The organism is Fibrobacter sp. UWT2, from assembly GCF_900142545.1.
Taxonomy (GTDB): Bacteria; Fibrobacterota; Fibrobacteria; order Fibrobacterales; family Fibrobacteraceae; genus Fibrobacter.
On record NZ_FRBF01000037.1, the window covers coordinates 1 to 15581 of the forward strand.

Sequence of the window (15581 nt, forward strand, 5' to 3'; positions counted from 1 at the left end):
ACATTGTCACCGTTGCCCGCATCAATGTCATCGACACCGGCCGTTCCCAGGTCGGTTCCAACATTGTAACCCTCGTTGGAGACCATCAGCGCATTAAAGTCATTATCTACTTTAGCAAAGCCTCCATCGCCGAGAATAATATCGTTTCCATTGCCCGTAGTAATTTCATCAGAATCCATACCACCCATTACGACATTTCGACCATTTCCTGTATTTATAGTATCATGTCCACCATCATGTTCCGACCTTGTTTCAATGGTACGATAGTCTTCTTCAACCTGATATTTACCACCATCGCCAACAACAACATTGTCAGCACCGTCAATATCAACTTCATCACCATAGGCCCCTCCCATCACAACATTTCTGTCGCCATGAATGTCAATATCATCAACGCCACCTTCAGCATCAGCCTGTGTTTCAACTTTCTGCAAGCCAGAATTTACCATATTAGAGACGTTAGATTTATCGTATTCAGCAAGGCCTCCGTCACCAAGTACAACATTAGTTGTCCCGACTATTTCGATCGTATCACCAAAGGCTCCACCCATGGCAACATTGTCTCCACCATATATTTTAATAGAGTCTACGCCACCAATGGAATCATTCTTCGTCTGAATTTCCAGCGATTCATTTTTCTTTAATTCATATCGACCGGCATCACCAAGAACAACATTTTCATTACTGCTTGAGGAAGCACTTTCACCAATGGTTATTTCATCACCTTGAGCGCCACCCATGACGATGTTTCCACCACCATAGACATTAATCTCGTCAGCACCACCAATTGAGTCATCATCGGTTGTGACTTTCACACTGGTTTTATCATTATTAACTTCGTATTCTCCGCCATCACCAAGAACAACATTATTTTTCCCGCTATTTTCTACTCCAGATTCTCCAATATTGATGAAATCACCTTTGTCTCCACCCATAACGATATTTTCAGAACCTGTAATCTCAATATTATCTACATCACCAATTCCATTTTCTATCGTCTTTACCCTAGAGATATAAGATTCAAGACCGTCTTGGTTATTCCAAGTCGTATCTGTCGTTTCATTAGAACTATAGTTGATTTCACCATTATCTCCAAGAATTACATTATTTGCGCCATTAATCGTGATATCGTCATTTCCATAGCCACCGACTACAACGCTGTCTTTTCCTCCAGCAGTAATAATATCACGATTGCCTTCAGAAGGTTGAACAGATTTAATGGAACTTGCACCTCTAGCCACACCATCCGTTTGTTTCTGCAGATTTCCTTGGGCATCTTTTTCAACTCTAGTGTAGATAATGTTTCCTCCAATATCGTAACCGAGATTCGTCACGGACGCGCCTGCCGCATTCTTATACAGAATGTTGCCTTTGTCGCCGAAAGCAATCACACCCTGTGCAACATCTATTTCATCTGAGCCATTGCCACCAAAGGCAATGATACCATCCTTCGTTATCTCGTCAGAAGTCGCGACAATTTTGTCCTTGCCGCTTTGGGTATTCAAAACCAGCGTTCCATCCTTATCACCATAACTTTCAACAACGACTTGGTCATCATACTCAGATGCATCCAACAAATCATTGGCGTCACCGGTATTCACCACAGTAAATGTCTGGAATCCGTCTTCACGATAAAGGGTCTTCGAAATGTCAACTTGATCTTTTCCTTTACCTAAGTTAAACTCGGCAAATTCCATTTCATTCGCCGTAATACCTTTGCCCTGCGCAAGATCACTATTGGTAAATAGGAGAGATTCCGTGTTCAGTTCCTCGCCAGCATCATTTACACTCTCTAGGGTTGTTTCAGAACGAGCAAGGGAAGATTCCTGATTATTGACGATAATTCGATCAACATTACCACTTTCCGCATTAGGATCTTCTGCTACTTGGTTTCCGAACACATCGCCATCAATTCGCGTATTACTTTCAGATGTAGCCTCATGATCGTTCGTCAATTTGTGATTATAGGTAAGGACAATCGTGTCTCCCGCATCAATTCCGCCGGCTTCACCAAAGCCATTTGCGACAATATTTCCACGAATTTCGCTAATGTCCTTAGTATGTTCTGGCACAACTTTTTTTGCCATTTTTGCAGGGTCACAGCATCCATTTAATGCATATATTCTAACAACAGCTGTATCAACCCCAATTCCTTCAAAATGAATAGTATAGGACCCATCTGCATTCTGGACTGCGCCATCTACATACACATTTTGGAGTTCATCTAAATGCATGACAATGTCCGCCGTCTCACCTTCAGTCAATTTTTCGGCCAATGTAATCGTGTACTCAATGCAGGAAGAAGCATCAGCATCATCCTTAGATGTTTCTGTAGACTCGTATATCTTTATCTGGTTCTTCCTAACAGAAAAAGCACTTCCCACAACAACATTATCTATGAGTGGTTTCACAGAATCAAGTTGTAATTTTTTTGTTGCAACGACAGAAACATTTCCGTTTACCGCAACCTGACGTTGAGTTGTAGCGCTATAGAATGTTATTGTTGAACCGCTAAGAACATAATAATAGTCACTACTATAAGTTCCTGCGCCCATTTGAGCTTTATTTCCTATTTGCAAGGAGTCCAACATCACGCAGAAATCTTCATTTTCATCAAAAGAACTATAAGCAAGACTGATGCTACTCCCACTAACAGCCATTTCACTTAAGCGATAATGAACATATAAAGTCGGCTGACTAATTGTTGACAAAAATGCTTTCAGTTCATCATTTGTAATAGTAAGCGAGTTGCCAGAAATTGAATAATCAACTTCGCTTACAAGACTTCTTGTCAAACCATCAATAAAGACAAGCTCTATTCCTGCACAACCGTCTTCTAACTCAATAATTGGATTATTTACATCTAAATTATACGACGAAGTTTTAGCAATCAAGCCCTTGTTATCCGAGACAGAAGCACTTTCATCAGACACTTCAACGGTCATTGAAACCTGTTTCAAATTGTTTGAAGTTCCAGAAGCATCAATTTTCCTTGACTTTATAATCAAACCTGTCGAGACAGCTCCCTCAGCAAGTAAATCGCTTAATGCGTGAACATAGAATGTTCCCGTAGCGGAATCACCAGCACTTGTCAATCTCAAAGTAATTGTATTTTCACAAGCAGACAATCCATCCTTAGAAAGTCCAATACCGCGGTTGCCACTCTGCAAAGCATTCTTTGACACGCGAGGAATACTAATCGTGACTTCAATTTCTTCACCATCTGCTAAATTACCTGCATAGCCAACCGTAATAGCACCAGACCGTTGACCTTCAACTACTGACACTTTCGAAACAAAGTTTCCATTCGCATCTTGCAAAAATACAACAGGTTCTTCGGTATCAACAATTGTAAAACTGTCAATAATTTTATCATCACCCATCGCAAATGTAACTGTTTCAGTCATTCCTTCAACATTGGTGGACTTAAATGACTGTTTGGGCATCCCACCAACAGCTACAGTATCATTACCATTACCGCCATTAAGTTCAATAGCGTTATCTGCCTTGCTACTGATTACATAATAGAGATCATCTCCATCACCAGCATTTACGAGTGTTTCCTCTACACCAACAGCATCAACCGCCGCAATATCACTAATCAGGCCCTTGTCGGTCAAAACAAATGTGTCATCGCCACGGGTGCCATTCATTATCATCTTATCAATACCGGCCCCACCATCTATGCCAATTGAACCATTTTCAACGGTTCCGGTCTTTCCGGGCTCTTCATCATAAGACAAGCCATTAATAGTAAATGTATCATTGTCGGCGCCACCAAACATATTGGTATCTCCAACACTATGTAGCAAGTTGAAATTATCCTCGCCTTCTTCACCATTAAGGGTTAAAGATGTATTCTGTCCAACGCCCTCACTTAGGTATCCATCTGATGTGCGGACGGTATTAAAGAGATCGTTCTCAGCAACATTTGCAACAGAATTTCGCCTGGATTCATACAATTGACCTATTTGGAACGAATCGTTGCCAGCACCGCCGTTAATCGACATATCGGTAACGGTTCCATCAATTGAAACGCGGTCATTTCCATCGCCAGTATTCAGTTGAACAAAATCTGCTTTTGACGAAAAGTTAACTCGTTCCAGATTGGTATTATTTACGGCATTATCTATATCAATATTCGGAACTAACGCGACAAAACCAACGCCATACTCAGATGCACGCACAAGCAATTTGTCATTGTAATTTGTTCCGTTAACAATTAGTGTATCACCAGAAGATTCTCCGCTATCAAATACATTCGCATAACCTAGAGTGCTATCACCCATAAATTCTACGGTAACTTCGTCATTTCCGCCTTGTCCATCGACAAAATCCATTCCCGAACCAGTGAAGATTTGATCATCGTTACCAAGTTCACTTTGGGCATCAGGATAAATTTTCCCAAGCAATCCAAGGTTTATTCCGAATGTAATTTCCGCATCGAGACCAGAGGTCGATGGGATGCTCATACCAACAAGGCCATTATCACCATAGATAGTATCGTTTCCAGATTCGCCATAAATTAAATCACTGTCGAGACCGCCATAAACAACATCGTTATCCAAGCCTCCATAAAGTTTATCGTTTCCAGAACCGCCATGGATTATATCGTTGCCGACGCCGCCCTCGATATGGTCGTTTCCGGCTCCTCCAATCAGCACATCCTGACCTTCCCCGCCATAGATTCTGTCGTCATCAGCTATGTCGCTATCGGAAGGAGTTGTAACGCCAAACCACGTGTCCAGCGACAGTAATGCGACGGATAAATTGTCTGAATTGAATTTATAAGATTCGAGAAACTCCTGCGCTATGACAGACTTTATCTGGCTTCCAAACAATCCCGACAGGTCAAGGTTGTCACTTGAATCTCCGACGAGTACATCCATGCCAGCCTCGCCATAAAGTTCATCGTTCCCAGAGCCGCCCCAAATGCGGTCGTCGCCCTTTTCGCCATGAATTATATCATCGCCAGCACCACCATCTATAGAGTCGTTTCCGGCACCGGCATAAATCTTATCAAAGCCATCATTTCCGTAAATGATATCATCTCCACCTTCACCGCTTAGCGAGGTATGGGAAATTATTGCATTGGCAAAAGAATCGTCAAAGTTTACACTAATCTTTCCGCCATCTCCAACCAAAATATCATTTCCCGTGCCCCCAAGAATTTGATCGTTTCCGGCACCACCAAAGACGATATTTTCCGAAGTACTGGCGCTCAAATCAATATAGTCATCCCCAGAATTTCCCGAATCAACGGGAACTTCCTGAATTCCTACAATATCGCCATTTTTGTTATAGACAAACACGGCGTTATCACCGAAAACAATATTCTTGCCCTTGGCCCCCCTTATCTTATCCTTGCCTGCTCCGCCAACAATAATTACGTAATGAGAACTATCAATAGACAAACCAGACAAATCAATGATGTCGTCGCCTTCACCGGCATCAATCAGAATATTTATGGTTGCTAGTTTCTTACCCTTAGACTTTAACGTGATTTGATCACTGCCGTCCTTAGCATCGATTTTAAAAATTTTTCCACTCGCAACTTGAAGTTCCTTCGTTGAACCTTCTTCCCAAGAGACCTTATCTCCATCTATTATGTAAGTTACCTTTTCATTTCTATTTGAGGTATCGTTAATTCGAGACTCAGCACTGTCACCCACATTCGCAATGACATTGCCGTCACTTTCACTAGCCCAAACGGGAAGCATTTCGTGACTAACATCGAAACTAAACAGCGTTATCTTACTGGTTATATCCCAACGTTTTGTATAGAATAAAAACTTTATGTATGCTGACAATTGGGCTGTTATTTCGCCCCTTACGTCAAATAAACTTAAAGCCCCAAGTTCTTCGATAATCTCTTTTATTTCGCCAATACGTAATTTGTCATCCTTGTTCGGGTCAAAAGCGTCAAGATATATATTTATATCCACGCCACCACCAACACCAGCTTTTACCCCCACATTAAGTTCAGCGGATGCCCCCAGACCTCCATAGAACGTGAGTTCAGGTTTACCATCACTATTATCCAGGTAAAAGCCATTCATCAATTTTTCAGCATCCTTGAAATCGCTTTTCACCCATTGACGGATTCCCAAGGTATCGTAACCAAAGGTAAAATCTATTTTCGCGCCAAATGTAACACTGGCCCGAACACCGAGCGGACCCACCACTGGGAAAAATTGGTCCCAGTTGAAATTGAAATCTAATTCTGGCATATGGTACTTGACAAGCATGATATCTTCGCCAAGCAGCAATTTGTAAATTTCAGTCGGATTATCCCAGAAAAATTCCCAGCCACCACCGGTTGACGTAAAGCCTGCACTGACGCCACTAGAATCAACATGGCTATTCATTTCTTCCGTAAACAGGTTTTTCAATTCATTTAAACTAGAAATTCCGTATGTCTGCTTGAATTCGTCAAATTTGTCAAAGTAGTTTTCAATATTGCTTGTAATTGCAGAAAGTTTTCCAGATCCATTTAAAAATGCATTTGAAACACTTTTTTCGCTATCAAGTTTGCCTTTAATCAACTGCAAATCAGGCAAAACAATTCCATTCACATCGCTTAAGCCTTCAATTTTATTTGCCAACACAAGTAAATCTTGCATGGCATAGATGAAATCAACCTTTATATCAGGATTACACATCTTCGCCAGGTCAAGTGGAGAAATACTCAATCCCAAATCATCAAGAACAGGGAACGGAGATGTCAGGAATTCAATAATGGGTTCAACAGGTTCAAGGACCGTCCTAATTTTAGAGATTACAGACCCAAGCGTTCCTTTTACAAAGGAGCCAAGGTCTATCTTCAAGGAAGAGAAGCCTAAAGAAGTAACACCGGTGTCAAGGCCCCATGCAAATTCGAAGACTCCCGTAATATTGGGAAATCTGGCAGAAACACCATTACCACCTATAACACCAACCTCTATTGCATACTTCAACTCTACAGAAGCATCAAAGGCAACACTCGGAGCATTTGACAGGATTTCACCAATTGATTTAGTTTCTACACCTATATTTTCGTCTTCATTCTTATTAAGATCAATATTTAACGACGCTTCTGCAAGTTCGTCTACAATAGAGTTTTCAATCTTATTCGATAATTTTGCACTAAGCCCAGCTAAACGGCCTGTTATTGTAGATTCTTCGCCAGTTTCATTCAATTTGACATTGACTTTGATTTTCATTTCATCACCATCAGGCAAGATTAGGTAGAAACCCTTGTCTTGAGAAATGCCAATACCAAAGTTCAACTGCCAAAGAAAGCTCAACCCTACTCCGCCTTGCCCCTTTAAGCCAAGACCAGGGAACCCCAAATCAAAGTCAAGATTTGTTCCGAATTTATATTCATCCGCCAAAGTGAAAAACCATTCGGCGCATTCATTTTCTTCTGTTATTTCACTACGATAGTAAACACCACTTCCAGCATTAGTCCAATCTTGACGCACGGCATTTACATTAAATTGGTCATCCGGATTAATGAGATCGAGATTTATATAACTTTCAAGCCATTTGACAAAATAACTCGCCATGGACTTGGCATCTAAATCAGGCGAAGAATACACAAGGTTCGCCAATGGTTCAATTACTGATTGATGCATTTTTTCAATGAAATCGGCTCCAGCACTCAAGGCATTCCCGGCAACAGGCAGCGATTTCAACCTATTCGCCAAGCCATCATTCATTGTCGTGTCAACGATATCCAAGAACGAATCCAACCCAGAAACTGCTAATTTCAATTTCTCATAAAGATTACCATTTGTGAGATTATTGATAAAATCACCAACAGCATCCATTATCCCTGAAATATCAACAACAAATACCGCGCCAGTTTCTGGGATTGGATCTGTCGACAACTTTTTTAGGACGAAATCCGTTTGAGATATTTTTTTATACTCTACAGCACCATCATTTTCAATCCTGACATCCGGCAGGTTCGTTAAATCAGACGCAATTTTCACTCCGTCAATATACTTGTCGATGCTTATATTTCCAAGATAGGAATCACCCACATAAACAAAGAGTTCGCCTTCTAAGTCAAAGGCATAACCAAAACCAAAGGATTCTCCACTGATATTTGCCAATGTTTCGCCTTTGTCTCCAATACCCGCAGCGACAATAAATTTCGCATTCAAAGAGGATGGGCTATCGTTATTTTTATTCGTTCCAACATGTAATACCCCATTTACATTCAGTTCAGGAATACTCAAGTCAAACGAAGGCTTATCGACTCTCAAATCAATGTTTGCATCAACATAAATCTCCCGGTCAAGTTTAAAAGACGTTCCCTCAAAGTGTCCTTTCATATCAACGGAGATTCCACCGGAAACAACCAGTTTTGCAGCACCGCTCAGGTGTTTTCCCAAACTAAACGAAGAACTTTCGTTAATGAATTTATTCAGAGAAAAGGATACTTCTAGTTGATTAAGCGCATTAACACTTAAAACAAGGCCCCCCACATACACAGGATTATCTTCAGAATAATTGACCGCTTTTTCAATGAAACTCGCATCAAGAAGGAACTTGTTTACCAGTTTTTGTAAGGTCTGAACGCTCAACGCATCGGAATTGCGAAGTTCCGCAACAATTTGCGAAAGATTCTCGCCGACCTTGACGATGTCATTAACACGTTTGTTTACCAGTGGAATAGATACATCTAGTTTAGAAATAGCGGTCTTCGCCTGTTTTGCAACATTCTCCAGCATAGACAGAACTGTTTCTATTGAAAAATCATCAAGATTTTTCAACAAGTTACACGAATCGATGCTTAGGCCAGATACATCAAGCCCTTCGGTTTGTGAAACTGCAACACAGCCAATATTAAAAAGTGAAGAATGATTTCCAATGGTCAAATAGCCATCCAAATCAATGGAGCCAGATACATCAACTGATGTGCTCAACAAATCCGTTAGGAAGTCATTGTTATTTGTCTGGAAACTATTGGTCTTTTGTGGATAAGATACATTCAGTGCAAATCCACCAGAAGCGAAAACAGAAGCTTCAACAAAATTGGCGTTAAGAGAAACAGCCGGATTATCTAATTTAACAAATAGAATTTTTCCTTCATTTAAATCAAAAACATCTATCACCTTATTTTCATCATTCTTCGCTTCAGGCTTAATACTAATGGACATTAAGCCATTTTGTCCCATTTGAGCAGACACAACTTCAAAATAAAAAACACCCGAAGTATTTGTTATCTTCAAGAAGGTTCCAACGTAATCATTCACATTGTTACTAGCTGCTTTTAAACCGGAAACAACAAAAGATTCAGCATTAGAATCATCTAAATTAGAATCCTCTCCATATTCAGCATACAACCCACCAATAGAAGCATTTAGACTAAGTTCAAGTTCGTCAACACTAAATTTAAATCGATTTGTTAAATCTTGACACCCAACAGAAGCCCCCTTGATAACATAATCGTTTGAATTTCCGTATTTTACGGCAACAGCATTATTGCCAAAACCCAGCACCTTTAGTAAATCACAATCCAATACAGATGCAATTGTAAAAAACTCCGTACTAGAGAATTTAAACGAGCCATCAACAAACGCTAACTGAACGCTTATATTTTGCAGCTGAGTCAAGGCGACATTAATTATATTGCAAACATCATTGATTGTATTTGCATTAGATAAATCAACATCAACACCTTCATCATTTATTTTAAATTCATATATTCCATCAGCATATGCGGGACAATTCGTAGAAGAACTAAGATATCGTGCAGACAGGTTTTCAGAGGAGCTCGTTCTAAGGATTATAGAATCATTTTCTACAACGACAACAACTTTGCCATTTAGAGTCCCTTCAGCAAGTTCTTTGTTTAATTCCTTAGCCATCAACGACAACGATGAAAAGGTCTGCATTTTCTCATCGTTGTTTATCATAATTGAGTCATTCCCTAAATTTATGGAAAAACTAGACTCTATTTTCGATTTGTATTCTAAATTCGAGGATATATACAAAAATACAGCATTTGAAGCATTTTGTTTGAAATTATTTTCCAAATTTTCTTGAGTAGTCTTATCTATTGCAAAATTTGCTCGACTACTATCGCACACAACAAGAACCATATTGTTATCAAGGCAGACAGCATACAGGCCATATTCACTTGACCATGACTTATCATTTACACCATCAAGACCTAAATCAACCTTATACTTCTCTAAATCCGAAAGTTGTTCATTTAGATAATCGGCTAACGATTTTTCAGTCAACCCGTTAGTTTCAAGCGAAAGGGACACTCCATTAATCTGAATTTCTACATCACCGGTAATTTTTCGAGCCCAATGGCCTTTGGCATTGGAAAAACCCAAAGCAGAGAATGCGTTAGCACCGCTTTCAGATTGAATTGAAAAAATAGAATCTGAATAAACAACTATTTTTTTGTTATCAATACTACTATATGTATAGGGAGAGGAGGCATTTCGAGCATTTAGCACGGACGCAATCGTTTGAGCGTTAGTATAAGATTCTGTCGCAGTTGTAGGAGGAAGAATCTGTGATGTCAGATTATTTCCTGACACCAAAGTCCATTTAGCGTCGCATGGTAAAAAGATTTCGCCCTCAACCAATTCAAGCGCTTGCGTATTTTGCAAAACTGAATTCTGAGAAATCTGGGTAAACGGAGTGTTTGCTGTCACGTCAGCATTATCAAATGAAATACTTATCGTAAATCCAAGAGTTCCACTAGCTGTAAAATCAAACTTTGCATTCGAAGACAATTCAATATTTTCCATAGCCTTCGATAAGTCCATCAAGATATTACTATTGCTAAAATCAAAAGAAGCTGTCTTACTAAAATTAATCTTGACAGAGATATTTCCGTCAACAACAGTTGTTTCAACAAACTGTTTTGTTGTATCACCAAGAATCTCTTGCAATTTCGAATTCAGTCCGTCATAATTGACAAATGCCGCGATATTTCCATATTCGCCAGCTACAGTCAATCCATCTAAAGTGTCCTTAAATTCATCAAGGAACTTGACATATTCACTCAAAGAACCATCCAAAATATTCGCATTCGTTTTGTAATTCAGGGCTGAACTTACGTTTTCTGCAACCATTTTTTGGACAGCCCCATCAATTGCCCTAATTATAACTTCAAATTCATTAGCAACGGTAAGCCCCGTAATTGATGTGTACTTGTTTAAGTTACTTGAAAACTTCCATACACCTTCATCGGAATCATATTCCATTGACAATGGTGAATTTTCATCACAGACAACAAATTCTTTTTCGGAATTAGAAGACGCATCATTATAAACAATTTTCGCCGCATTAGAGGAAACAGATCCACTGATATTACCTATCGAATATTCTCCATCTCTAAACACAACATCAAGGTCAAAATTCACAGAAGCATTTTCCACACGACCATCAAATAATCCAAAATTTGTATCAAACGAAATACCTGTTTCACTGATTGATGCAGAAATCTTATCAACCGTCACACCCGAATCCGACAAGTTGAGTATAATTTCCATATCTACGGGTATTGCAGAAACATTAAGCAAATCAAAATTCAAATTTCCATTGAAAGTCTTCTTCAATACAAGTTGATTATTAGAAATAGTCAAACTATTGTCATCAAAGGTATTCCAAGATGTTTTATCAAGAATTTCATCAAAGACATCGCCTATATCAGTAGAATTACTTGCGGCAACTTGCCTTGCAACATACGCAGCAGCAGCATAATGGAGAATATTTTCAGCAAAAGAGTTCCATTCGACGACGGTGTTTCCTACCTTAACGCCATTAATAAATTCGCTAGTTCCGTCTTTGAAAAAATCAAAGGCTTCTTCAATTCTTCTGATTGACTGATCAACAGAGTCTCTAAATGTCAAACCATCGTAACTAAAAGCAGTTGTAACAGATGTCACCTTCATGTCCGGATTGAAAGTGACAATCGAATTTGTGTCAGTATCAAATTCTAAATCAAAACTCAAATCAATGCTAGAATTTGATTGGTTTGCAGCAACATCTATTTCGATGTCTGCCGATGTTTCCAAGGAATCCGTCTGTTCGACAAGACCAAGATATCCATCATTCAAACCTGCATTTGCCGCTTCATCAATAGAAATTTGAGAATTCAGACTGATATCAGTATATTGTTTACTTGAAACAGAGAAGTTCCCGTCATCCTCAATTATTTCTAGTTGCAGGTCGTCAAAAGAAATTGATGTATTTACGAGTCCATTCAACCCAGAAATGGTATGACCACCAACATCTACAGACAAGTTATTCAATGATATCGATTCAAAATTTATGTCATCAGAAAGCAAAACATCGTAATAATCCGTATTTCCCTGTTTTGTCAATTGAACATCTGACGAAGTCAACGCAAAAGAACCGCTAATAAGGTCATTTATAGAGAGATTTGACCCATTATGCTTTACTGATTCATTTTCGGAAAGGCTAATATTATTAGTAATTTCAGTTATTAGCTGCTGGTTAATCCAATCTACAGCAGCATCTTCAGCCGTGGCACTAAGCATTTCCCTTTTTTCAAGAGATTCGATTTTATACACGTTGCAATTATCTTTCCTAGACATTCTATTGTTCTTTCTAGACATACGCTGAATCCTTAAAGATGAAGTAATAACTTATGATGGTTTAGTAGTTCTTTACACAGCGAACACTCGCTCCCCATTTTTTTTCACAAGCGGAATCAAATGATGAATATTTTGAAATTCCTCCCCCTCTGCATCTATCTTCACGCGATGGATACTCTTCTGGATAGTCATAAGAAGCAGCATTATTCTTACCTACAAAAACATTATTTATAAGTTTTTCGTAATCATATCCCCGATACCCAGCAGCAACAAAACTCATTCCAGATGTATTCAAACCTATACTTACCGAAAAAGATACTTCCGAAGCAAGTGAACTCATTCTGTCCTCGATATAAGTGCTTCCGCCTGTCGCATAAGATACGGCGAGCATTTCCAGCTTAGTAATCAAGTGCCAACCGTTCGGGCAAATTCCCTGGTGGAACCCATCATGGTCGGGATCTATCAGGTCGGCACAGCTCTTGCTATTGCACTCATACGGCAGCGCCATCATTTCGGCCCACTGGTAGAGTCCGCCCCACCAGTCGTTGCAATATTCAACGCTATCGTTATAGCAATACATTTCAACCTTGTCGTCATCGTCCTGTTCATTTGCACCAAGCGTTATCTTTTCATGGTATTTTAGGTTCTGCGCAAAAACTGTAAAAGTGATTTTAGGAATGCTGTCCGGACCGTACTTATTCGTTATTTCAATGGTCGCATACTTCGTTCCATCACGAGTGTCTTCATATTCACCATAACTCAAGTTATAACGTAAAGGACTCGGCAAGGCTTCATAGCCTCGGCTACTGCTGCTATGGGCGACGGAACTAGATGAGGGAGGAAGATAAACGACCCACACACCATCTACACATTTGGCGAATTCATCTCCTATTTTTTTCTTTAAGCCTTCTTTTGGGCAAGGTCCCCCCATTACATCTTTAGAACTAGAAGAAGATACGGAAATTTCACTCGAAGACGAACTAACCGACGAACTGGACTTATCCTTGTTACTACTAGAAGAATCACTAGTCTTTACAGAACTTGAGCTCTTGGAGTCAGATGAGTTCTTTGTTTCTTTCACGGAACTACTTGATACTTCGACAGGCTCTGAGCCCTTGACACTACTGGAAGACTTGCCTTTTTCTGTAGATTCATTTCCTGACGACTTCCTGTCAACAGAAGATGACGACTCATCCAAATCAGAAGTTTCTACCGATGAACTGGAAGTACTGGTTTCGTCGGAACTAGCCGACGAAGAGTCATCGCAAGCCGAGAACGCAAGCATTGCAAAAGCTACAGCGCTCACCAAGCCGAGTTTCTTTATCGTTTTCATTATCCATTCTCCTGTTATTAAACTTTTATGTTGCCACTGTCGCCCAGGTTGTCCGGGTCTATAGAGAGCAGGGCTTGAATGTCCGCAGCGCTCAGCGGTGCGGACTGTTGTATTTCAAAATTTTTCTGAGAGTTTATTATCAAGTCCTTGTTTACGGACTTGACTATTTCGCCGGAATCTTCTGCCACATAAAGCCCAGTCTCGGGGTTACGGACAAATTCCGTATTTGCAAGCTGCTTGATGCTCGCCCTGGTCAAGAAGTCGGCGTCGGTCGGGGTCACATTGACGGGCTGTTCTATCTCGCCAATCACCGCCGGGGCCTCGATAACGGCTTCGGGCTGTTCAATGCCGCCCGGCAGCACGATGTCGCCCGGTGCGCCATCCATCATCTGACGCCGTTCCAGCGACTCGATTATAAACAGATTTTCCTTGTCCGCGGGCACTTGAATCTATCCTTCTACTTCCCTATCCAGGGCAACAAGGGTATCACTTTTCGATTTTTTAAGACCGGTCACGATATGCTTCGATTGCGTCGTCAAAAAGAACTGCACTTGCGGGAATGTTTCCTTGAGTCGTTCCACCAAACCCACCTGCCATTTGGGGAGCAGGTGCAACTCGATTTCATCAATTATCACAATGGCCGGCATTTCGAGCGGATAGGCGCTTTGCGGGTTGGCCATTGCAATCCTGCGGGCAATGTCGCCCACCAGCGCGATATAAGCCTTTTTGCAATCCGACAACCGACTAAAGTTGGTGGTTTTGCCATTCCTCACGACAACGAACGAAAGCGGGTCGCGCTTTACGCGGAGCTTGTCGTAACCCGGCAAAAGGTTCCTGATTGCAGAACGGACGGTAACAAGCTGCAATTCACCAATGAACATCTCGCCCAGTTCACGGTAGAGTTCGTTTTCCATATCCTCGCGTTCTCGAAACCACTGGAAAAACGAATGGAAATTGACAGAGTTGTTCAGATTGCAGTCAAAGGCATCCAGGGGGCCATGTTGGAACTTTTGGCGCACTTGCAAGGGCACGGCATCGACACCCCTGTTGACGGAGTAGAAATTAACCAGGGGCAAGTTGTGTTCCTTGCCGTCCGCAAAGACTTCCATCTTGGAGTCAACGAAACGGTTCAGTTCGGCCCTGCGGGCCAGCCTGTCAACGGGTTTCCTGTAAGAAGCTCGCTTCTTGAATAGCGACCAGCGAACAGTCTTGTCGTGTTCTTCGACCTCAATTTCTATGAAGCAATAGGGCTGGCCATTGGTGATGTCGCATTCATCCAGCTGGACTCCCTTGCCATTCGGGCTTTTCAGGCGGGCCACATACCACGAGAACAAATACTGCATCGCGACAAGCACGGTCGTCCTGCCCGCACCGTTGCCACCCACAAAAACGACTATTCCAGAATCCCCGAACGAAAGGTCGAGATTTCGGATTCCTCTAAAGTTTTCAATCCTTAGTCGTTTTACTCTCATGACTCTGCTTCTTTAAGAAATTCCCTCCTCCCCCTCCCCCAAAGAGATTGGACCTTGGGGGGCGGTCGGGGCGGGCGTTACTTGGCCGACTTGCCAGTGGCCTTGACGGCCGCGGGAGCGGCAGGGGCTGCCGCCGGGGCGGTGTTCACGCCGATGTCGAGCGGGCCGTACTTCTTTTCGTAGGCGCGCACGGTGGCGCTG

General features: G+C 41.2%; 3 protein-coding genes and 1 pseudogene. All 4 read right to left on the reverse strand.

The window, feature by feature from the left end; genetic code table 11:
• Window positions 1-12551 (reverse strand): annotated as a pseudogene (locus BUA40_RS13955) (hypothetical protein); the annotation flags it as partial.
• Window positions 12552-12636: 85 nt separating this feature from the next.
• Window positions 12637-13908, reverse strand: a complete 1272-nt coding sequence (locus BUA40_RS13960) for an FISUMP domain-containing protein (protein WP_083585439.1) — start codon at window positions 13906-13908, stop codon at window positions 12637-12639.
• Window positions 13909-13925: 17 nt separating this feature from the next.
• Window positions 13926-14351 carry a hypothetical protein gene (locus tag BUA40_RS13965; protein WP_143149824.1) on the reverse strand — a complete coding sequence of 142 codons (426 nt, stop codon included), beginning with the start codon at window positions 14349-14351 and terminating at the stop codon, window positions 13926-13928.
• Between the two features lie 6 nt (window positions 14352-14357).
• A complete protein-coding gene (locus tag BUA40_RS13970) occupies window positions 14358-15380 on the reverse strand; it encodes an AAA family ATPase (RefSeq protein ID WP_072801460.1) in 1023 nt (340 codons plus the stop codon).
• Window positions 15381-15581: the final 201 nt, after the last annotated feature.